The sequence below is a fragment of the Blattabacterium sp. (Nauphoeta cinerea) genome, assembly GCF_000471965.1.
Lineage (GTDB): Bacteria > Bacteroidota > Bacteroidia > Flavobacteriales > Blattabacteriaceae > Blattabacterium.
This window is the reverse complement of the sequence record NC_022550.1, coordinates 511,887-534,273: the sequence shown is the minus strand read 5'-3', so window position 1 is coordinate 534,273 and position 22,387 is coordinate 511,887. Positions and strand designations below refer to the sequence as shown.

23 protein-coding genes, 3 tRNA genes and 1 other RNA gene are annotated in these 22,387 nt (G+C 26.2%); 11 read left to right on the top strand and 16 right to left on the bottom strand.

Annotated elements, in window-relative coordinates:
• The first annotated feature begins 3 nt into the window (after positions 1-3).
• Positions 4-1,557 (top strand): Rne/Rng family ribonuclease, encoded by a 1,554-nt coding sequence (locus K645_RS02655; RefSeq protein ID WP_041936031.1) that lies wholly within the window; start codon positions 4-6, stop codon positions 1,555-1,557.
• A 25-nt stretch (positions 1,558-1,582) separates the two neighbouring features.
• Positions 1,583-1,665 (top strand) — tRNA-Leu (locus tag K645_RS02650).
• A gap of 1 nt (position 1,666) precedes the next feature.
• Here the strand turns inward: K645_RS02650 and K645_RS02645 are convergent.
• The 3 genes from K645_RS02645 to fabD are packed head-to-tail and all read right to left on the bottom strand — an operon-like array spanning position 1,667 to position 4,789.
• Positions 1,667-2,917: a citrate synthase gene (locus K645_RS02645; RefSeq protein ID WP_022565337.1), complete on the bottom strand. Its 1,251-nt coding sequence runs from the start codon at positions 2,915-2,917 to the stop codon at positions 1,667-1,669.
• A gap of 59 nt (positions 2,918-2,976) precedes the next feature.
• Positions 2,977-3,912: a GYDIA family GHMP kinase gene (locus K645_RS02640; RefSeq protein WP_022565336.1), complete on the bottom strand. Its 936-nt coding sequence runs from the start codon at positions 3,910-3,912 to the stop codon at positions 2,977-2,979.
• 16 nt (positions 3,913-3,928) lie between these two features.
• On the bottom strand, positions 3,929-4,789 hold the full coding sequence (gene fabD, locus K645_RS02635) for an ACP S-malonyltransferase (RefSeq protein ID WP_022565335.1): 861 nt from the start codon (positions 4,787-4,789) through the stop codon (positions 3,929-3,931).
• 40 nt (positions 4,790-4,829) lie between these two features.
• Here fabD and K645_RS02630 point away from each other — a divergent pair, with 40 nt between their 5' ends.
• Positions 4,830-5,597, top strand: a complete 768-nt coding sequence (locus tag K645_RS02630; RefSeq protein WP_022565334.1) for a TatD family hydrolase — start codon at positions 4,830-4,832, stop codon at positions 5,595-5,597.
• 24 nt (positions 5,598-5,621) lie between these two features.
• Here K645_RS02630 and fumC read toward each other — a convergent pair whose 3' ends face one another.
• Complete coding sequence (gene fumC, locus K645_RS02625; RefSeq protein WP_022565333.1) at positions 5,622-7,007, bottom strand: class II fumarate hydratase; 1,386 nt, start codon at positions 7,005-7,007, stop codon at positions 5,622-5,624.
• A gap of 181 nt (positions 7,008-7,188) precedes the next feature.
• Between fumC and K645_RS02620 the strand changes: the two genes are divergently transcribed.
• Positions 7,189-7,485 (top strand): septum formation initiator family protein, encoded by a 297-nt coding sequence (locus K645_RS02620; protein WP_022565332.1) that lies wholly within the window; start codon positions 7,189-7,191, stop codon positions 7,483-7,485.
• A 2-nt stretch (positions 7,486-7,487) separates the two neighbouring features.
• Here the strand turns inward: K645_RS02620 and mnmG are convergent, their stop codons facing one another.
• Both mnmG and ybeY read right to left on the bottom strand, forming a co-directional pair.
• The gene (gene mnmG, locus K645_RS02615) at positions 7,488-9,362 is read right to left on the bottom strand and encodes a tRNA uridine-5-carboxymethylaminomethyl(34) synthesis enzyme MnmG (RefSeq protein WP_022565331.1); all 1,875 of its coding nucleotides are present in this window, start codon (positions 9,360-9,362) and stop codon (positions 7,488-7,490) included.
• Between the two features lie 4 nt (positions 9,363-9,366).
• Positions 9,367-9,780, bottom strand: coding sequence for an rRNA maturation RNase YbeY (ybeY, locus tag K645_RS02610; RefSeq protein ID WP_022565330.1), 414 nt, complete (start codon positions 9,778-9,780; stop codon positions 9,367-9,369).
• Between the two features lie 63 nt (positions 9,781-9,843).
• Between ybeY and K645_RS02605 the strand changes: the two genes are divergently transcribed.
• Together K645_RS02605 and K645_RS02600 are read left to right on the top strand one after the other, a co-directional pair.
• Entirely contained in the window at positions 9,844-10,545 is a 702-nt protein-coding gene (locus tag K645_RS02605) for a CDP-alcohol phosphatidyltransferase family protein (protein WP_041936109.1), read from the top strand.
• 4 nt (positions 10,546-10,549) lie between these two features.
• Complete coding sequence (locus tag K645_RS02600; protein ID WP_022565328.1) at positions 10,550-11,317, top strand: 3'-5' exonuclease; 768 nt, start codon at positions 10,550-10,552, stop codon at positions 11,315-11,317.
• A 3-nt stretch (positions 11,318-11,320) separates the two neighbouring features.
• Here the strand turns inward: K645_RS02600 and htpG are convergent, their stop codons facing one another.
• From htpG to rpmB, 5 genes are all read right to left on the bottom strand, one after another.
• Positions 11,321-13,189, bottom strand: coding sequence for a molecular chaperone HtpG (gene htpG, locus K645_RS02595; protein ID WP_022565327.1), 1,869 nt, complete (start codon positions 13,187-13,189; stop codon positions 11,321-11,323).
• Between the two features lie 74 nt (positions 13,190-13,263).
• Entirely contained in the window at positions 13,264-14,199 is a 936-nt protein-coding gene (ftsY, locus tag K645_RS02590) for a signal recognition particle-docking protein FtsY (protein WP_022565326.1), read from the bottom strand.
• Positions 14,180-14,368: a DUF4295 family protein gene (locus K645_RS02585; RefSeq protein WP_022565325.1), complete on the bottom strand. Its 189-nt coding sequence runs from the start codon at positions 14,366-14,368 to the stop codon at positions 14,180-14,182. The genes ftsY and K645_RS02585 overlap by 20 nt, the downstream gene beginning before the upstream one ends.
• 2 nt (positions 14,369-14,370) lie before the next feature.
• Positions 14,371-14,553, bottom strand: a complete 183-nt coding sequence (rpmG, locus tag K645_RS02580) for a 50S ribosomal protein L33 (protein ID WP_022565324.1) — start codon at positions 14,551-14,553, stop codon at positions 14,371-14,373.
• A gap of 4 nt (positions 14,554-14,557) precedes the next feature.
• Positions 14,558-14,788 (bottom strand): 50S ribosomal protein L28, encoded by a 231-nt coding sequence (gene rpmB, locus K645_RS02575; protein ID WP_022565323.1) that lies wholly within the window; start codon positions 14,786-14,788, stop codon positions 14,558-14,560.
• A 68-nt stretch (positions 14,789-14,856) separates the two neighbouring features.
• On the opposite strand from rpmB, the gene K645_RS02570 reads away from it, so the two are divergent.
• The 3 genes from K645_RS02570 to K645_RS02565 all read left to right on the top strand — a co-directional run bounded on the left by K645_RS02570 (position 14,857) and on the right by K645_RS02565 (position 15,954).
• Complete coding sequence (locus K645_RS02570) at positions 14,857-15,573, top strand: YebC/PmpR family DNA-binding transcriptional regulator (RefSeq protein WP_022565322.1); 717 nt, start codon at positions 14,857-14,859, stop codon at positions 15,571-15,573.
• Positions 15,567-15,869, top strand: an RNA gene (gene rnpB / locus K645_RS03130) — RNase P RNA component class A. Before K645_RS02570 ends, rnpB begins: the two co-directional genes overlap by 7 nt.
• Positions 15,869-15,954: transfer RNA gene (locus K645_RS02565), tRNA-Ser, on the top strand. The genes rnpB and K645_RS02565 overlap by 1 nt, the downstream gene beginning before the upstream one ends.
• A gap of 7 nt (positions 15,955-15,961) precedes the next feature.
• On the opposite strand, the gene K645_RS02560 is transcribed toward K645_RS02565, so the two are convergent.
• The 3 genes from K645_RS02560 to rho form a co-directional block, all read right to left on the bottom strand.
• A complete protein-coding gene (locus K645_RS02560) occupies positions 15,962-17,059 on the bottom strand; it encodes a DNA recombination protein RmuC (RefSeq protein ID WP_235043313.1) in 1,098 nt (365 codons plus the stop codon).
• A gap of 78 nt (positions 17,060-17,137) precedes the next feature.
• Positions 17,138-17,210 (bottom strand) — tRNA-Met (locus K645_RS02555).
• A 58-nt stretch (positions 17,211-17,268) separates the two neighbouring features.
• Positions 17,269-18,882 (bottom strand): transcription termination factor Rho, encoded by a 1,614-nt coding sequence (rho, locus tag K645_RS02550; protein ID WP_022565320.1) that lies wholly within the window; start codon positions 18,880-18,882, stop codon positions 17,269-17,271.
• Positions 18,883-19,034: 152 nt separating this feature from the next.
• Here rho and K645_RS03165 point away from each other — a divergent pair, with 152 nt between their 5' ends.
• The gene (locus K645_RS03165) at positions 19,035-19,424 is read left to right on the top strand and encodes a DUF4293 family protein (RefSeq protein ID WP_081683497.1); all 390 of its coding nucleotides are present in this window, start codon (positions 19,035-19,037) and stop codon (positions 19,422-19,424) included.
• A 25-nt stretch (positions 19,425-19,449) separates the two neighbouring features.
• A complete protein-coding gene (gene prfA, locus K645_RS02545; RefSeq protein ID WP_022565319.1) occupies positions 19,450-20,535 on the top strand; it encodes a peptide chain release factor 1 in 1,086 nt (361 codons plus the stop codon).
• 4 nt (positions 20,536-20,539) lie between these two features.
• On the opposite strand, the gene accC is transcribed toward prfA, so the two are convergent.
• Both accC and accB read right to left on the bottom strand, forming a co-directional pair.
• Positions 20,540-21,898 (bottom strand): acetyl-CoA carboxylase biotin carboxylase subunit, encoded by a 1,359-nt coding sequence (gene accC, locus K645_RS02540; RefSeq protein WP_022565318.1) that lies wholly within the window; start codon positions 21,896-21,898, stop codon positions 20,540-20,542.
• A gap of 13 nt (positions 21,899-21,911) precedes the next feature.
• Positions 21,912-22,376: an acetyl-CoA carboxylase biotin carboxyl carrier protein gene (gene accB, locus K645_RS02535; RefSeq protein WP_022565317.1), complete on the bottom strand. Its 465-nt coding sequence runs from the start codon at positions 22,374-22,376 to the stop codon at positions 21,912-21,914.
• Positions 22,377-22,387: the final 11 nt, after the last annotated feature.

The following is a 22,387-nucleotide window of genomic DNA, read 5'->3' as shown; positions in this document are numbered from 1 at the left end:
TGTATGAATAAAGAGTTAATTATAAATGCAGAAGAACAAGAAGTTAAAATCGCTCTTTTGGAAGAAGGAAAATTATTAGAGCTTCACAGAGATGTTTTTAATAAAAAATTCTCTGTAGGAGATATTTATTTGGGAGTCGTTCAAAAAATTCTGTATGGATTAAATGCTGCTATCATAGATATAGGGCATTCAAAAGGAGCATTTTTGCATTATGATGATCTTGGATTTCAAACTCATCAAATATTGGATTTGATATCAAAGAATCACACAAAAAAAGAAAAAGAATTTGTTTTTAATAATTTTAATAACCCAGAAAACAGAAATTCTATATGTCGTATATTGCATATTGGACAGAAAATATTAGTTCAAATTTCTAAAGAACCTATTTCTAATAAAGGCCTAAAACTTACTACAAAAATTTGTATTCCAGGAAGAAATCTAATACTCATTCCTTTTTCAGAAAAAATTTCTATTTCAAAAAAAATAAAAGATGTAAAAGAAAGAAATAGATTGATTTCTTACATAAAAAAAATAATCCCAAATTCATTTGGGATTATTATTCGTACAGCTGCTAATAATGAAATAGAAGATATTTTAAATGAAGAACTAATTTTCTTAGTAAAAAAATGGAAAAAAATATCAAATAATTTAATGAAACTTTTTCCACCAGTTCGGGTGTTAAGTGAAAATAGTAAAACTTATTGTTTATTAAGAGATATATTCAATGATGATTTTAAATCTATTTGTTGCAATGATAATTTTATCTGCCAAGAAATTCATTCATATTTATCTTTAATTTCTCCAAAGAAAACCAACATCATTAGATATTACAAAGGTAATATCCCCATATTTGAAAAATATGGGATAGAAAAACAAATACAAATTTTTTTAGGAAAAAATGTACCTCTTGAAAATGGAGCTTATCTTATTATAGAGCATACTGAAGCTTTACATGTTATAGATGTTAATAGTGGTATGATCAATCATATGATGAAAAATTGTACGGAATCAGAAAGAATTAATAACATATTAAAAATAAATTTGTTAGCCGCAACGGAAATAGCCAGACAACTAAGATTAAGAGATATGGGTGGTATTATCGTAGTGGATTTTATAGATATGTCTGATTCTATACAAAAAAAACGACTATATGAACATTTAAAAGAAAAAATGAAAAACGATAGAGCAAAACATCAAATATTACCTCCCAATAAATTTGGTTTAGTTCAGTTTACTCGTCATAGGGTAAGACCTGAATTAAAAAAAATAAATATAAATAATAAATATTCTAAACATTCTCCTGAAAATTATATTCATCACTTAGAATTTATTATAGAAACTATTATAAAAAATAAAAATCATAAAAGAATACAATTACATACTCATTCTTTTGTTTCGGCTTATTTAAAAAAAGGATTTCCTTCTATTCAACAAAAATGGTTGTTGAAATATAAAAAATGGATTCAAATAATTCCAAGAGATTCATTCGAATATACAGAATATAAAATTCTGAATAAAAATCGTGAAATTGTATCATCTTCTTTTTATTTTCATTAAAATTTATTATAAATTTCCAAATAAAGTGGGCGTGGTGGAACCGGTATACACGTCAGAATTAGGATCTGATGCCTATTAGGCGTAAGGGTTCGAATCCCTTCGCCCGCATTTATTTTTGTATATTTCTTTTTTTGTATCCTATATAAATTTGTCTGGGTCTTCCTATGGGGTCTTTATTATATTTCATCTCTTTCCAATGAGCCATCCACCCCGGTAATCTTCCTAAAGCAAACATAACAGTAAACATGTATTTTGGAATCCCTATAGCCTGATAAATAATTCCTGAATAAAAATCAATATTAGGATAAAGTTTTTTTTCCACAAAATAAGGATCTTGAAGAGCATTTTCTTCAAGATTTTTTGCCAATTCCAATATAGGATCAGAAATTCCTAATTGTTGAATTATATTTTCGGCTACTTTTTTAGCTATTTTAGCTCTAGGATCAAAATTTTTATAAATTCTATGTCCAAAGCCCATGAGTCGAAATGGATCTTTTTTATTTTTTGCTTTTTCTATCCATTTTTTTATATTTCCTCCACTTTGTAAAATATCTTCTAACATTTCAATTACAGCTTGATTCGCTCCCCCATGCAATCTTCCCCAAAGAGCACTCATGCCTGCAGATATAGATGAAAATAATCCAGTATCAGCAGAACCTAATAAACGGACAGTAGTTGTGGAACAATTTTGTTCATGATCGGCATGTAATATTAATATCTTATTCAAAGCGTCTGTAATAATAGGATTTTGTTCATAAGATTTATTGGGAATGGAAAAAAACATTTCTAACAAATTAGATGTATAATCGAGATTAGGATTAATATGAGGAGGAGGTAATCCTACTTTTTTTCTGTAAGTTAAAGCCGCTAAAATAGGTAATTTAGCTAATAAATGAAGATACATATCTTCTTCCTGTAAACAATTTATAAATGTATCTAAAATATAGGTTAAAGAAGATAAAATACCCATTGGATGATAAAAATTAGGAATATGGTCAAATATTTTGTTTATTTCTTTATGAAGATGATTAAATGTTTTTATTTTTTCAGAAAAAGATTTTAATTGTGCAGTATTAGGGAGTTCTCCATTTAAAATAAGATAACTCGTTTCAATAAACGAACATTTATTAATAATTTGTTCTATAGGATATCCTCTATATAAAAGTTCTCCCTTTTCTCCATCTATAAAACTAATAGAACTTTTTGTGATTCCTGTGTTTTTAAATCCTGGATCAAATGTAATCAAACCTGTATTTTCTCTTAACTGAGAAATATTAATAGCTTTTTCATAAAAAGTTCCATAAATAACAGGTAGCTTGTAATGATATCCATTGATATTAAAATTCACGACACTGCACATAATAAATTAATATTTAATATTTTTAAATATATATATATAATATAAATAAAATGTAACTTTTATATTTTAAAAATCATTTCATCAAATGAAATAAGAGTATCAAACCCCTTTTCAGAAAAATAATTTTTCATTCCTTTTCTAGAACTTATTAAAACAAAATCCCCCCCCCAAGCACCTAAACTCTTTACTATTCCCAAATAATCCGGAAAATATATTTCTTTAATAGTAGGGATATTTAATATTTTTGATATAATATTTTCATGTTTTAACAATAACTCTTCAAATTCTTTTAATGTTTTACAAAAAGGAATTCTATGAGTTATAGAAGATATAGATTCTATATTTTCATTAGAGACATGAGATATATTAGAACGAAAATATCGTATTTCATCACAAGTATTTTGTTTTTTATTAAGATGCAGAAAAAAAAGTTTATCTCTAAATGGTGGATTAAATTCTATAGGAATAATATGAGGTTTTTGATTCCAAAGTTGATAAATTATGGGTTTTGAAATTGAAACGCAAGCTATATCATAACCACTACCTGGAAAATTGTTTCCTAATAACATATAAGGATCTATTTTTGCCCATTTTGCTATGTTATTCATTAAAGTAGAACTACTCCCTAAACCCCAATCTCTTGGAAATTCAAGTTTTGTTTTGACATATATTCCTAACGAATCATGAAGAAAATTTTTTTGAATTTTTTTAGATTTTAATAATAAATCTCTTAGTTTAAAAGCCGTATTTTTTTCTGTTTCGTAACAAATCTTTAAAGAAGGAAGTTGAAATACCCCTTCAAACCAAGGTTGATTGATTTCATCATAACTTTTCCAATGTAAAACAGAAGATAAATTGTGTATAAAGATAGTTAACGATTGTCCTTTAATTGTAGGAAGAGCTAATCCACAGGCTCCATACAAAATGAAATATTCCCCTGTTAATAACAGTTTTCCGTGACTATAAAAAAAACGTTTATATCTATGTCTATGCATTATGGATTTAGATTTTTTATACAGAATTTTTTGAAATTTTTTTAATTAAACCTTGTAAAATATTACCTGGACCTATTTCTGTAAATGAAACAGCTCCATGAGCTATCATATTTTTTATAGATTGTTTCCATTTGACTGGATAAGTCAGTTGTTTTACAAGATTATTTTTTATATCATAAGATTTTGTGATAGGTCGTGCAGTTACATTTTGATATATTGGGTATTTAGAATCTTTAAAATAAATTTTATTTACAATTTTTTGAAATTTATTTTGGGCTGGTTCCATTATTGGAGAGTGAAAGGCTCCATGAACAGGAAGAACAAATATTTTTTTAGCTCCTATTTTTTTTAGAATAAGACAAACTCTTTTTAAGGCTTGTATTTCTCCAGAAATTACTAGCTGTTCAGGACTATTATAATTGGATGGGACTATAACCCCCCGGTCTTTTTTACAAACGTCTTCTATAATGGAATCTTTTAACCCTAATACGACAGCCATCCCACCATGAGTTGATTCACAAATATTTTGCATAATTGATGCTCTTTGATTCACTAATTTTAATCCATCCTCAAAGGAAAATACATCAACTGCAGCTAAAGCAGAAAATTCTCCCAGAGAATGGCCAGCTACCATATCTGGATCAAAATTATTCGATATTTTTGCTTTGATAACTGAATATATATAAATTGCTAATTGTGTATATTTTGTATTTTTTAAAGTATTCATAGATCCTTCAAACATTACAGATGTCATTCGAAAACCTAAAATTTCATCAGATAATTGAAATAATTTTTTTGCTAAATGAGAATTTTTATATAAGTCTTTTCCCATTCCTACAAATTGAGATCCTTGACCAGGAAATAAATAAGCTTTCATAAAATATTTTGATTAAAAAAAAATAAAAATTAATTATTACATGAAAATAACTGATACCCATACTCATTTATATATGAGAGAATTTGATGAAGATATTGATTTTGTAATTAAAAAAGCCTTTCATAAAGGAATTAATAGATTTTTACTACCTTCTATAGATAGTTCTACTATTCCTAGTATATTAAAATTAGAAAAAAAATATCCTAATATATGCTTTCCTATGGTTGGATTGCATCCAAACAAAGTTGATCCATACAGTTTAGAAAAAGAATTACAAAATATTAAAACATGGTTACATAAACATTCTTTTATTTCTATAGGAGAAATTGGAATGGATCTACATTTAGAAACAAAATTTGTATCTGAACAAGAATATGCTTTTCAAACTCAAATACAATGGGCTAAACAAAAAAAACTCCCTGTCGTTCTACATTGTAGAAAAGCTTTTGATCAAGTTTTTCATATTTTATCAAAAGAGAAAAATTCCTTTCTTAAAGGTGTTTTACATTGTTTCTCCGGTACTTTGGAACAAGCTAAAAAAATTATTGATATTGGAATAAAATTAGGCATTGGAGGAATAATCACTTTTAAAAATAACCATGTTAGTCAATTCTTACATAAAATAAATTTGAATCATTTAGTATTAGAAACTGATTCTCCTTATCTTTCTCCACATCCTTTTAGAGGAAAAAGAAATGAACCAAAAAATTTAAGAATAATTTTAAAAAAATTATCGCAAATTTATTCTACATCAGAAGAAAAAATATCCGAGATTATTCATTTAAATGTGAAAAAATTATTCTTTTAAATAATATTTTGATTCATATCATATTCACACCATTTTGGATGGATTAATAAATTTTTCAAATTCATCAACAGTTAAGTATCCTAATCGAATTGCTTCTTCTTTTAATGTCGTATTATTTTCATAAGCATATTTTGCGATTTCTGCCGATTTTTCGTATCCAATATGAGTATTAAGTGCTGTAACTAACATCAAAGATTGATCTAAAAATTCTTTAATTCTTCGATAGTTTGGTTTTATTCCTTTTACGCAAAAAGAAGAAAAAGAAAAACAAGCATCTGCAAGAAGTTGAGAAGATTGTAAAAAATTATATGCCATTAATGGTTTATATACATTTAATTCATAATTTCCTGAAGATCCAGCCACAGAAATCGCCATATCATTTCCTATAATTTGAGTGCAAACCATAATAATAGCTTCACATTGAGTAGGATTTATTTTCCCAGGCATAATAGAAGATCCAGGTTCGTTTTTAGGAATATAAATTTCTCCAATACCTGAACGTGGGCCAGAAGATAAAAAACGAATGTCATTTGATATTTTAATTAAAGAAATAGCTATTTGTTTAAGAGCACTATGAGATTCAACTATAGCATCATGAGATGCTATTGCTTCAAACTTATTTTTTGCTACCTTAAAAGCCAACCCAGTATATTTACAAATATATTCGGTTACTTTTATATCATATCCTTTAGGAGCATTCAACCCTGTTCCTACAGCCGTTCCCCCTATAGCCAATTCAGAAAGATGATCTAGAGATCTTTTTAGAGCATTTAATCCATGATCAATTTGAGAAACATATCCAGAAAATTCTTGTCCTAAAGTAATGGGAGTTGCGTCCATAAGATGAGTTCTTCCTATTTTAATAACATTATTAAATAATTTTGATTTTTCTTCCAGCGTTTTTTTTATTCCTTGAATAGAAGGAATAGTTTTTTTTACTAATTTTTGATAAGAAGCTATATGCATTGCTGTAGGAAAAGTATCGTTAGATGATTGAGACATGTTTACATCATCATTAGGATGAATAAAAGATTGAGAACTTCCTAGTTTCCCTCCCATTAAAACATGAGCTCTATTGGAAATGACCTCATTGATATTCATATTAGTGTGAGTTCCTGATCCTGTTTGCCATATAACTAAAGGAAATTGATTATTTAGCTTTCCCTCTATAATTTCATCACAAACTAAAGATATCATATCTTTCTTTTTTTTAGATAGAATACCTAATTTAAAATTAGCATGAGCAGCGGCTTTTTTTAAAAAACCAAATGCATGAATAATTTCTATAGGCATAGAAGCTTCTGAACCAATTTTAAAATTATTTCTAGATCTTTCTGTTTGTGCTCCCCAATATTTATTTACAGGTACTTTCACGAAACCTAAAGTGTCTTTTTCTATTCTATATGTCATTATCCTATTTTTTTACGAAATTATATATATAAAAATTATAATTCATCTATGATTATTAAATTTATAGGATTTTTGTTTTTTTTATTTATAACTATATCTGGTTTTTGGTGTATATTTTTCTTATCTTCTTTTATCATTTATTGGATAATGAGTGTATTCATTTTTACAATCCGTTCTAAGTATGTTAAAAGAAAAAAAATACAGGATCTTTAAAAATAAATATTTTTGGATTATCGTTTTTTTCTTCATATGGATATCTTTTTTTGATTCGAATTCTTTAATGTTACATTATAAGTTTAAAAAAAATATTAAGGAAATGACATACAACAGAGATTTTCTGAAAAAAAAGATTTTATTAGAAGGAATTAAACTAGAAAAATTAACCGCAGACCCTAAATATCTTGAAAAATTGGCAAGAGAAAAATTTTACATGAAAAAAGAAGATGAAGATTTGTTTATTCTAAACAATAGAAAATAATTCTAACGACCCATATGAATGAGTAAAACACTTAAATCTGAAGGAGAAATTCCACTAATTCTTGAAGCTTGAGCTAATGATATTGGACGATAATAATCTAATTTTTCTTTTGCTTCTAAAGAAAGTGATTTAATTGATTTGTAATCAAAATTATTCGGAATTTTAATATTTTCCAATTTCAATAATTTTTTTGCATTCTCTTTTTCTCTATCTATGTACCCTTTATATTTTATTCTGATAGAAACTTGTTCCAATATTTCCTGATAAAAATTGTTTTTTTTAATTTCCTCTGTTAAAAATGGAATGGAAACAATGTCTTCTACATCAATCTCAGAACGAGATAAAATGGTTTCTATTTTTTTTTCATGATATATTTTAGAAGAATTTTTAGCACTCAATATAGGATTTATAGTCTTGGGATCAAAATTTTTATTTTGGAATAAAAACATACATTTTTTAATTTTAGATTGTTTTTTATCTAATTTATACATTTTTTCCTTTGAAATTAAGCCTATATTATATCCCATAGGAGTTAATCTTTCATCCGCATTATCTTGTCTTAATAACATTCTATATTCAGCTCTTGAAGTAAACATTCTGTAAGGTTCTTTCGTCCCTTTTGTAATCAAATCGTCTATTAAAACACCAATATAAGCTTGATTTCTTTTGAGAATAAATGGTTCTTTTTGGTGAATTTTTAAATGAACATTGATTCCTGCCATTAATCCTTGTGCCGCCGCTTCTTCATATCCAGTTGTCCCATTAATTTGTCCGGCAAAAAAAAGATTTTCTATAATTTTGCTTTCTAAAGTAATTTTTAATTGTTCTGGGGGAAAATAATCGTATTCAATAGCATATCCAGGCTTTAATATTTTTACTTTTTCAAAACCTGAAATTTGTTTCAAAGATTGAAATTGGATTTTTTCTGGAAAGGATGTTGAGAACCCATTCACATATACTTCTACAGTATCCCATCCTTCTGGTTCAACAAAAATTGTATGTTCTTCTTTATCAGAAAACCGTAAAACTTTTTCTTCTATAGAAGGACAATATCTAGGACTAACACCTTGAATCAACCCTGTATAAATTGGAGAATCGATGAAATTATTACGTATAAAATCATGTAATTTTTTATTGGTGTAAGTAATGTAACATTTTCTTTGTTCTTTCAATTTTTTTGTATTATAAAAAAAAGAAAATTTTTTGGGATTTATATCTCCATTTTGAGACCTCATCTTATCATAATTTAAAGAACGTCCATCTACTCTTGGGGATGTTCCTGTTTTCATTCTTCCAAACCTAAATCCAAAATTTTTAGTTAATTGTTCCGTAATACCTGTTACTTCTTTTTCTGCTATTCTTCCTCCATTTATTTTTTTTTTTCCAATATGTATTTTTCCATTTAAAAAAGTACCATTTGTAAGTATTACTGATCTTCCTTTAATTTTTAATCCGAAATAAGTTTGAACGCCTTTCACTTTATACTGTTCTATTATTAAAGATGTTACTGTATCTTGGTACAGATCTAATCTAGCATTTTTTTCTATAAAAAATCTCCAATAATAAGAAAATAATTTTCTATCACATTGAGCCCTTGGACTCCATACAGCAGGTCCTTTAGATTTATTAAGCATTCTAAATTGAATAGTACTAGAATCTGCAACTATCCCAGAATACCCCCCTAAAGCATCTATTTCTCTAATAATCTGACCTTTAGCGATTCCTCCAATAGCGGGATTACATGACATTTGAGCTATAGTTTGCAAATTAGTAGTGATAAGCAAAGTTTTAGATCCCATATTAGAAGATGCAGAAGCAGCTTCAACACCTGCATGCCCTCCACCAACCACAATAACATCATATATATCTAAAAACATGATTTTATTGAAATAAATTTAAATAAAACTCTTCTTTTTTTTTCATAATTTCTTTATTTATATGATGATGATCATCATATCCTAAAAAATGTAATATAGCATGTATCATAACACGTTTTAATTCATATATAAAAAACTGACCCCATTTTTTAGAATTTTCACTAACTCGATCTACACTAATAAATATATCTCCGGATATATATTGATTGACAGAATAATCAAACGCAAGCACATCTGTATAAAAATTTTTTCTCAAATATTTTTGATTCATATCTAAAATAAAATTATCATCACAAAAAATATAATTAATATTTCCAATATACATACCTTCATTATTTAATAAAATACAAATTTCATTAATTAATGAAGATCCTTTTTGAATCTGAAAATTAGAAATTTCATAAAAAAAATTAATCATTATAAAATAATATTATTAAATAATAATAATATTTATTTATTTTTAGTAAAATATTTGTATATTTTGATAAAAATAATTCCTAATATATTTACTTCATTAAATTTATTTTTTGGATGCATATCTATAATATTTTTACAATCTAAAGATTTTAATTATTCTGCTATTGCTACTTTATTTTCAATAATTTTTGATTTTTTGGATGGTTTTTTTTCTAGATTGATAAAAAATCAAAAATTATTTGGGAAAGAATTAGATTCTTTAGCAGATATGGTTTCTTTCGGAATAGTTCCATCTATAATAGTTTTTCTTTTGTTGGAAAAAAAAACACCGATTCCATTTATTGAATATTCAGCTTTTTTTATTTCCATTGCCTCTGCATATCGTCTAGCTAAATTTAATATTTTTACTTATTGTAAAAATTATATTATAGGACTAACAACCCCCATAAACACCCTATTTTTTTCTTCTTTATCTCTTATTATTACAAATGATAATATTCCTTTTTTTCAAAAAAAAATCATATATCTTATTACAATGCTTTTGATAATATTCTTATCCTGTTATCTTTTAGTGTCTCATATTCCAATGTTCTCTTTTAACTTTGAAAACTTTTCTTGGAAAAAGAATAAAATACGTTATATTTTTTTATTAATTAGTACATTTCTTTTATTAACTTTACATATGAGGGGGGTTCCATGTATTATTATTTTTTATATAATAATTTCAATCTATTTTCATAGATCAAAACAAAAAATTCATAATTAAAAATATGAAATTAAAACTTCATCGTCCTATTTGTTTTTTTGATATAGAGGCAACAGGAATCAATATAGGAAAAGATAGAATCATAGAAATATCTATATTAAAAATATTTCCTAATAGTAGACAAGAAGATCAAACTTGGTTAATTTGTCCTGGAATTCCTATTCCTCCACAATCAACAGCTATTCATGGTATTAAAGATGAAGATGTGGCAGGAAAACTGAAATTCAAAGATGTAGCTTCTTCTATTTTTAGAATGATTGAAAATACAGATTTAGCAGGGTATAATTCTAACAGATTTGATATCCCAATTTTAGCAGAAGAAATGCTTCGCGCAGGAATATCTTTTGATATTAAAAAACATAAAACTATAGATGTACAAGTCATTTTTCACAAAATGGAACCAAGAACTCTTTCTGCTGCTTATAAATATTATTGTAGTAAAAATCTTATGAAAGCCCATAGCTCTAGAGCTGATACATTTGCTACGTATGAAATATTATTAGCGCAATTAGAAAAATATGAAAATTTAAAAAGAGATGTAAAAAGTCTAAATCAATTTTCTCATCAAAAAAATATAGCAGATCTTGCTGGGTTTATAAAAATAGATGAAAAGGGAAATGAAATATTTAATTTTGGAAAATATAAAGGGAAAAAAGTTTTCGAAATTTTTGAAAAAGATCCTAATTATTATAGTTGGATACAAAATTCCGATTTTCCATTATATACAAAAAAAATATTAACAGGAATCAAATTAAAAAAATTTAATAAATAAATCTTATTCTTGTATAAGATCTTCTAATCTTTTTGATATAAAATTTGTAAGATTTTTTCCATATAATAAATCTTTGGATAACAGAGTTAAATTTAAAGCTTCTTGAAGAATTTTTTTTCTTTTTTCTTCTGATGTTTCTTTTAATATTTTTTTCATCAAAATATGATTTGTATTAACTATTAATTGATAATATTTATTATCTTTTTCTTCTATGATATCTTTTTCTATAGTAGAATTCATTTCTTTTATTCTCCTCAAAAATTCTGGAATAATAATTAAAAAAGGATTATCCTCTTTGGATAAATCTTCTAATTGTATAGAAAATTGGAAATTTTTCATTAAATGATCTTGAATAAGATTTTTTAAATCTTGTTTTTCTTTTTCAGAAAGTTCTGAATGATATTTCTCTTCTTTTCTAAAATTAATTAACTTATCGATATGATCTGAATCCACTCGCACAAAACAAATGTCTTGATAAGAAAACTCTAATTTCTGTATTAAATGAACTGAAAGTGGACTATCAAAAATTAAAACTTCATAGTATCTATCTTTAGCTTCTTTTATACAACTATATTGTTTTTCTTTATCTGAAGAATAAAGAAAAACAATTTTTCCTTCTTTATTTTTTTGAGTTTCTTTTATTTTTTCCTTAAATTCTTCTAACGTAAAATAATTTTGATCTGTAGTATAAAAAACAAAAAATTTTATAGCTTTTTCAAAGAAATTTTGCGCACTAATCATTCCATACTCTACTATAATTTTTATATTTTTCCATTTTTTTTGAAAATCATCTCTGTTTTTTCTAAACATAGAATCTAACTTATCTGCTACTTTTCTTGTTATATATTTAGATATATTTTGAACAGATGCATCATATTGTAAATGAGAACGTGAAACATTAAGAGGAATATCTGGAGAATCTATAACTCCTCTTAATAAACTAAGAAAATCTGGAACAACTCCTTCTAAATTATCTGTAATATAAACTTGATTTTGATACAAATGAATTTTATCTTTTTGTAGATCTATTCTTTTTTCTATTTTAGGAAAATATAAAACACCTGTTAAATGAAAAGGATGATCTATATTTAAATGCACCCAAAATAAAGGATCATCTAATTGATTTGGATATAATTCATGATAAAAATCCAAATAATTTTTATCGTTTAATTGAAGTGGATTTTGTTTCCAAGCAGGATTTGTATTATTGACAACAATTTCTTTTTCTTTATTTTCATTATCCTTTGATTTTGAGGATAAAGAAATACTTATGGGCATGAATTTACAATATTTTTGTAATAGTTTAAAAATACGATCATAATCCAAAAATTCTTTCTTATCTTCATTAATAAATAAAACAATTTCTGTCCCTCTATCTTTTTTTTCAATTTCTTTCATTACAAAACTTGGATCCCCTTCACAAGACCAAAATATAGATGATGCATTTTTTTTATAAGATTGCGTGTATATTACAACTTTATTTGCTACCATAAAAGAAGAATAAAAACCCAATCCAAAATGTCCAATAATATTAGAGTCCGTTGTAGATAAATTTTTATATTTTTTAACAAATTCTTCAGCTCCAGAAAAAGCTATTTGGTTTATATATTTATCTACTTCCTCTTTCGTCATGCCTATCCCATTATCTAAAATATGAAGTGTATTATTTATTTTATCTATGATAATTTTTACTTGAAAATTATCAGTAATTTCATCCCAATTTTCTAATTGGATTAAAGTTTTTAATTTGATAATAGCATCTATAGCATTAGAAACTAATTCACGTAAAAAAACTTCTTGATTTGAATAAAGAAATTTTTTAATAATAGGAAAAATATTATCTGAAGTCACATTAATTTTATTAATTTCCATAAATACTAATATTAAATGTTTAATTTTTACGCAAAAGTTATACCATGATTTATGTAATAGACAACATGTCAGTTTTATTTGTATTCAAAAAAATTATCAATAAATTTTTTTCCATCAAATATTTTTAGATCTTGTAATTTTTCTCCTATTCCTAAGTATTGAATAGGAATTTTAAATTGATCCATGATTCCTATTACTACTCCTCCTTTGGCTGTTCCTTCTATTTTTGTTAAAATAATAGAAGAAATTTTAACAAAAGAGGTAAACTTTTTTACCTGTTCAAAAGCATTTTGACCAGTTGTAGCATCTAAAATAAGGATAATCTCATGAGGGGAATCAGGAATTATTTTTTTCATGACTCTGCTTATTTTAGAAAGTTCTTCCATAAGACTGATTCGATTTTGTAATCGACCAGCAGTATCAATTAGGACTACATCTTTTTTTTTATATTTTGCAGATTGCAAAGTATCATACGCCACAGATGCTGGATCTGCATATATATGTTGTTTGATTAAAGGAACTCCAGCATGATTTGACCATATTTCAAGTTGATCAATAGCCGCGGCTCTAAATGTATCTGCAGCGCCTATCACAACATGAAATCCTTTTTTCTTTAAAAAGAAAGCTAATTTACCAATAGTAGTTGTTTTTCCAACTCCATTCACTCCTACTACCAATATAACATATGGTTTTTTATTATTTTTTTTATTTTTCTTTCTAAACAAATATTTAATATTTAAAAAAAGATTTTCAATTTCCTCTTTAAGAATATTATAAATCTCTTTAGAGTCTCTATATTTTTCTTTTTGAATTCTTGTTTCTAAGTTATTAATAATTTTTATAGTGGTTTTCGTACCTATATCTGCAGATAATAATACTTCTTCAATATGATCAATCACATTGATATCTATTTTTGATTTTTTCAAAAAAATATTTTTTATCTTGGATAAGAAGGATTCTCTAGTTTTTTTTAATTCATGGTTGAATATTTTATCTTTTTTCAAAAACATTATAATTCATTGCTTTTTTGCAAAAAAAAACCTTGATCTCTTTACCAGATATCATTTTTTTTTCAAAAGTATAAGAACCTGACTTTTTAGATTTCACTATTCTTATAGCTAAAGTCATTTTTTTTGAAATCTTTTTTTTTTGACTATTATCCCCGCTTTTTTTAGACATTATTATTTAATTTCTTTATGAATCGTATATTTTTTTAATATAGGATTATATTTCTTTAGTTCAATTCTATTTGGAGTATTTTTCTTATTTTTTGTAGTAACATATCTAGAACAACCAGAAATTCCAATTTTTCTTTGTTCAATACATTCTAATATAACTTGTATTCTATTTCCTTTTTTTCCCATTATTTCAATATTTTTTATATTTAAAACGTTTTAAAACTTCTTCTATTCCTATTTTATTAATAAGTTTAATAGTAGAAGTGCAAATTTTTAAAGTAATCCACTTTTTTTCTTTTACTAAAAAGAAACGTTTTTTGCATAAATTAATATTAAAACGACGTTTTTTTTTGTTATTAGCATGAGAAACCTTATTTCCGATCATTGCTTTTTTTCCTGTCAATTCACAAACTTTTGACATAATAATTTTTTTGTTTTAACTTGCCAAAACAATAAATATAACATATTATATTAATATAAAGACATTCCATGTCAGGACACAGTAAATGGTCAAATATACAACATAGGAAATCAAATCAAGATTTTAAAAAATCTAAAAAATTTTCTAAATTTATTAAAGAAATTTCTACAGCCGTCAAAGAATCAGGCACCAATAATTCTCGTTTCAAAAATGCAATTTTAAACGCAAGATCAGTTAATATTCCTAAAAAAACTATAGAAAAAGCGATAAAAAAAGCTTTACAAATCAAAACAGATGATTATAAAAATTTAAATTTAGAAGGACTAATTCATGGAATTAGTATAATTATAGAATGTATGACGAATAATAGCATTCGAACTAGTTCTCATATTAAAACACTTTTTAATAAAAATGGAGGAAGGTTATGTCATAATGGGGAATTAAGCCATTTTTTTCATAGAATGGTGGTTTTTTGTATTAAGAAAAAAGATATTCATCATTCAATGGAGGATTTTCAACTTATGACAATAGATTTTGGAGCTCAAGATGTTATAATAGATCATTGTATGGTTTATTTATACACTAACTTGGAATATTTGGGAGTGATGAAAAATAATTTAGAAAGACTAAAAATTTTTCATGAGTATAAAATCAAACGTATTCCAAAACAAATTAAGTATCTTTCAGAAGAAAAAAGAAACAAAGTTATAAATTTTGTTGATAAACTTTACCTGAATGAGGATGTAAAAAATATTTACTCAAACCTAGATGAAAATAAAAAGTAAATGTCCTATCGCATTTTTTTTACAAAAAAAATGAGGAAAGTCCGGACACCATAGAGCGACACAATGGGTAACACCCATCCATCGTGAGATGAGGAATAGTGCAACAGAAAGAATGTACAGAATACAAAATTAGCTGTAGTGAAATCATGTAAACTCTGTGTGGTGAAATGCCATGTATACCGGTAAACTAGCTCGGTTGAAACCGGGGGGTAGGCAGATTGAGATCATGGGTAACCTAGATCCTAGATAAATGATAGGTGTAGAAACAGAATCCGGCTTACAATTTTACTTTTTTGGAGAGATGGCCGAGAGGATTAAGGCGCACGTCTGGAAAGCGTGTTCACAAAAAAAGTGTCAAGGGTTCGAATCCCTTTCTCTCCGCTCCGATCTATAAATTTTCTACATCTTTTAATTTTTTTTCTATCAAATTAATTCTAACACCTAATAATCTATCTATGTCTTTGGAGGCTCCTTGCAATTTATCTTGAGCTTGATGAAGTAATAATCCAAATTTTTTGAATTCTTGTTTTACCATTTCCAAAATTTTCCAAACTTCAGAACTTCTTTTTTGAATAGCTAAAGTTTTGAACCCAATTTGTAAACTGTTTAATACAGCAGCTAATGTGGACGGACCTGTAATTACTGTTTTGTATTTTCTTAATAATTCTTCTAATAAACTAGAATTTCTTGCAACTTCAGCATATATACCTTCAAAAGGTAAAAAAAGAATAGCGAAATCAGTAGTATGTGGAGGGTCTATATATTTTTCTTGAATATCTTTGGACATTTTTTTAATCACAGATTCCATATTTTTTATAGCTATTTCTATATTTTTTTTTTCTCCATTATGATAAGCTTTCTGGACTTTTTCATAAGTTTCTTTTGGAAACTTAACATCAATAGGTAACCATATCATATCTCCATCTCCAAATCCAGGAAGTTTAATTGCAAATTCTACCACAAAATTTGTACTAGATTTCGTGACAACATTACAAGCATATTGTTCCGGAGATAATATTTGTTGTAAAAGCATTGAAAGCTGCATTTCACTAAAACTTCCACATATTTTTATATGATTTAAAGTTCTTTTTAAAGAACTCACATCTTTTGCTAAAATTTTCATTTCTCCTAATCCCTCTTGTAAAAAAAATAATTGATTCCCAATTATTTCGAATGATTTCCCTAAATGCACATTTAAAGAAGTTTGAAGTTTATCATTAACATTTTCTCTGATTTCATCAATTTTATTCTCAATAAATTTAATAAACTTTTCTTGTGATGTATAAATTGAATCTAATTTTTTATCTTGGGACTCTATATAAAATTGAATTTTTTTATCAATAGAATCTTGAAATATTTTTACATTTTGTATCAAATCAATCTTTATTTCAACTAATGAATTATTTATTTCAATTCTACTATTTTTATATAAATTTTGAATTTCATTTTGTTGATCTTTAAATTCTTTTCTAAAAAAAAATTCCAATTTCCTAAAAAAATATACGCATATAAATAAAATAAAGAAATTAAGAAGTATAAATGAATAATGCATTTGAGGAAAAAATAGCGGGAATAGGACTCGAACCTATGACCTTCGGGTTATGAGCCCGACGAGCTACCAACTGCTCCATCCCGCGAATATTATTTATTAATATAATGTTTTTCATCTAAAAAATCAAATATTAAAAAATTTATTCATCCATTCATAGATATTAAAAACTCCTCATTATTTTTAGTTCTAGACATTCTAGATCTTAAAAATTCCATAGCTTCTACTGGATTCATATCAGAAAGATGTTTTCGTAAAATCCACATTCTTTGTAATGTGTTTGAATCAAGTAAAAGATCATCTTTTCTCGTACTAGAAGAAACAAGATCAATAGCTGGATAAATTCGTTTATTAGCTATTTTCCTATCTAATTGAAGTTCTTTATTTCCTGTCCCTTTAAATTCTTCGAAAATTACTTCATCCATTTTTGATCCAGTATCGATCATAGCTGTAGCAATTATAGATAAAGATCCTCCATTTTCTATATTTCTAGCAGCTCCAAAAAATCTTTTTGGTTTATGTAATGCATTTGCGTCTACTCCTCCTGATAATACCTTTCCAGATGCAGGAGCAACAGTATTATAAGCACGTGCTAAACGTGTAATAGAATCTAATAATATAACTACATCATGTGAACATTCTACCATTCTTTTTGCTTTTTGTAAAACAATATTAGCAACTTTAACATGTCGATCTGCAGGTTCATCAAAAGTAGATGCAATGACTTCTCCTTTTACATTTCTTTGCATATCTGTGACTTCTTCTGGTCGTTCATCAATTAATAATATAATCAAATAAACTTCAGAATGATTAGCCGCAATAGCATTGGCTATTTCTTTTAATAAAGTAGTCTTTCCTGTTTTAGGAGGAGCGACAATCATCCCTCTCTGTCCTTTTCCTATAGGAGTAAAAAGATCTACAATTCTTGTAGAAAGAGTTGCATTTTTTTCAGCTAATTTGAATTTTTCATTTGGAAATAATGGAGTTAAATGTTCAAAAGAATCTCTATCTCTGACAAAAGAGGGAGACCTTCCATTAATTTCAATAATTTTAATTAGTGGAAAATATTTTTCTCCATCTTTAGGGGGACGTACTTCTCCTCTTATTGTATCTCCTGTTTTCATGCTAAAAAGTCTAATTTGAGATTGTGAAACATAAATGTCATCAGGAGATGATAAATAATTAAAATCGGAAGATCTTAAAAATCCATAATTTTCTGGCATAATTTCTAATACTCCTTCACTGATTATGATCCCTTCAAATTCATATTCAGGAGTACGATATTTATTTGTGGAAGAAATAGAAGATATTTTTTGTTGTGATCCTACTTCTATCCTATGAGATATGTTTTGAGCTTCAAATTTATTATTTTTATTATTTCTATCATTCTTTTTCCAATTAGAAAAATTTTGATGTTTTTTTTGAAATTTTGTAGAAGATTCTTCCGGTAATTTAGAATTAGAAATTTTTAAATATTCCTTAAATATATTTTTTTTTCCATTTATGTTCTTTTTTTCTTTAAATGAATTTTTAGATTCAGTATTTTTTCGCATTTTAAATCCTTTTTTTAAAGGATTTTCCTTTTTTAAAGGATTTTCCTTTTTTAAAGGATCAGAAGTATTTTTATTATTAAAAATGGAAATAATTTTTTCTAGGAGTTCGTTTTTTCGTAATTGTGTGCATTTTTTTAATCCTGATGAACGAGCGATCTCCTGTAATTCAAAAAGTTTCTTACTTTTTAATTCAGTAATATCAAACATAAAATGATTGGGTTTTATATATGTATATGCTTGGGAAGCAATATACTTTTTATGAAAAATAACTTAGAAACGATAAATACAATTATACGAAAAATTAATTTGAACTTAAATAACAAAATAAGAAATTATAAAGATAATTTAATTTTTACATTATGTTATATAGAATACAAACATTATACTTACTTATTTCTATTTTTATTTATTCTATTCTTATCTATTTTTTTAAATTTAAAAATATAACTGATTTTTCTAATTTTTATCTAAATAAAATAATTTTAATTTTTCTGATTATATGTTTATTTCTATCTATTTTAAGTCTTTTCTTTTTCAAGAAACAAAAATTGCAAATCTTTTTTAATAAGATTAATATACTCGCTAACACGATTTATGTATTCATCTTTTTCTTTTCATATTTTCAATTAAATAAATACACATTTATTGTGTTTCTTTTTTTTATATTATGTATATATATTTTGTATTTAACAAACAGAGCTATAAAAAAAGATATCGAATTAATCGATTCGATAAATCGAATACGATAAATATTTATTATAAAGATTTCAAAAAATGAAAAAAACTTCATTGATCCCAAAATTAGAAATTTACAAAAAAGAATTTTTTGAAATTTTAAAATTAATCACACAACCTCGTATCATATCCGATCAAAAAAAATATAAAACATTATTGAATAAATACACAAAATTAGAAAAAATAGTCTCTCTTTATGAAGAATACAAAAAAAAATTGGCTTTATTTAAAGAAATAAATTTTATTTTAGAAAATGATTCAGATCCGGAAATGAAGGAATTCGCTTCAACAGAAAAATACAAAATTTCAGACAATTTATCTTCTATTGAAAAAGAATTATCGAATCTTTTCTTTGCTCTAAAAGAAAATAATACAGAAGAAGAAGAAGATGATAGAAATGGTGCTATTGTAGAAATTCGTTCTGGAACAGGGGGAGATGAAGCGTGTCTTTTTGTTGAAGATATATTAAGAATGTATACAATGTATTTTAAAAAATCAAGTTGGAAATATAAAATTATACACGCTCAAAAAGGAGGAATAAAAGGATACAAAGAAATCATTTTAGATATCAATGGAAAAAAGGGGGTTTATGGTAATTTAAAATTTGAATCTGGAGTACACAGAGTCCAAAGGGTCCCTGAAACAGAATCTCAAGGAAGAGTGCATACATCTGCTATAACTGTTGCCGTTTTTCCTAAAGTTAAAGATATAGAAGTCAACATTAATTTATCTGATATCAAAAAAGACACTTTTAGATCTAGTGGATCTGGGGGACAACATGTAAACAAAACAGAGTCTGCTGTACGATTAACTCATATTCCAAGTAAAATTACAGTAGAATGTCAAGAAGAACGTTCTCAACATAAAAATTTTGAAAAAGCTATAAGTGTTTTACGATCACGTATTTATCAAAATGAAAAAGAGAAAAGATTAAGGAAAATATCTGTAAAAAGAAAATCTTTGGTTTCTACAGGAGATCGTTCAGTAAAAATTAGAACCTATAATTATCCTAGAAATCGAGTAACAGATCACAGAATTCATAAATCTATTTATAATCTTACAGGATTTATGAATGGAAACATTCAAGAAATGATTGATTTTTTAAAATCATTTGAAAAAAAATAACATTTCATTCTTTCTTCGTGAAGAAAAAATCTAAATTATCCAAAAAATTTGTGTTATAATTTCCTTTTAAAAAATCATTATTTTGCATAAGTTTTCTATAAAAAGGAAGAGTTGTATGTATCCCTTCTATTACAAATTCATCTAAAGAACGACGCATTTTTTCAATAGTTTCTTCTCTACTTTTTGCAGTGGTAATAATTTTAGCAATCATAGAATCATAATAATGTGATACAAAATATCCTGCATAAATATGTGTATCAATACGCACGCCCTTTCCTCCAGGTAAATGCATTTGAGTTATTTTTCCAGGAACCGGACGGAAATTTTGATACGGTTCTTCTGCATTAATTCTACATTCTATTGAGTACATTTTAGGATAAAAATTTTTTTTTATGGAAAGTTTTTTTCCATAAGCCAAAAATATTTGTTCTTGAATTAAATCCAAACCTGTTATTTCTTCGGTAACAGTATGTTCTACTTGTATTCTGGGATTCATTTCCATAAAATAAAAATTTTTATTTTGATCTACTAAAAATTCGATAGTCCCTACTCCTTCATAATGAATATATTCAGCCGCTTTTACAGCTTCTTCTCCCATTTTTTTTCTAAGAAATGGAGTTAAAAATGGAGAAGGAGCTTCTTCTAGTAATTTTTGATTTCTTCTTTGAATAGAACAATCTCTTTCGGATAAATGACATGCTTCTCCATATTTATCTCCTAGAATTTGGACTTCTATGTGTCGCGGGTTTAAAATTAATCTTTCTATATACATATCTTTTTTTCTAAAACAAGACCAGGCCTCTTTTTTAGCTTCTTCCCAAGAACTTTTTAAATGATTTTTATCTAAAACAGATCGTATTCCTTTTCCTCCCCCTCCATATACAGCTTTTATAATAATTGGATATCCTATTTTATCTGCAATCTTATCGATTTCTTTATAAGATGATTCTACAAAACAGTCTGATCCAGGTAAACAAGAGATCCCAATTTTTTTCATAGTTTTTTTAGCTGAAATTTTATTTCCCATTTGAATCATATGACTCGGTTTTGCTCCGATAAATTTTATACCATGTTTTTGACACATAGAAGAAAAATATGCACTCTCAGATAAGAAACCGTATCCAGGATGAATTGCATCTGCATTTGTAATTTCTGCAGCAGAAATTAAATTGGGTATATTTAAATAAGATTGATATGGAGGAGGAGGACCAACACATACAGCTTCATCTGCAAAATAAACATGAAGACTATATTTATCTGCAGTAGAATAAACGGCTACAGTTTTAATCCCCATTTCTTTAGCTGTCCGTATAATTCGTAAAGCAATTTCTCCACGATTAGCTATTAATATTTTTTTAAACATAAAAATTTAATAGTTAGGATTTAATAGGATCTAAAAGAAACAAAGGTTGATCATAATCAACAGGAGAAGCATCCTCCACCATAACTTTAACCAACTTTCCATTTACTTCAGATTCAATATCATTAAATAGTTTCATTGTTTCTATCACACAAACTTTTGTTCCTATTTTTATATCATCTCCTATTTTGACAAAAGGTTCTTGATCAGGATGAGGTTTTCTATAAAATGTTCCTATCATAGGAGATTTTATGGTTAAATATTGATTTTCATTTTCTTTTCCTGTTTTATAAAACCTATCCGAAAAATCAGAAATAGATGAGGATGAATATACTTTAGTAGGATAACATGAACGTTTTTCATTTTTGATGAATGTTTTATTTTTCATGTAAATTTCAGTGTTATCTATTTTTATCCTAATTTCATCAATATTTGAATCCGAAATAATCTGAATCAAAGATTTGATTTTTTTTAAATCCATAATATTTGATT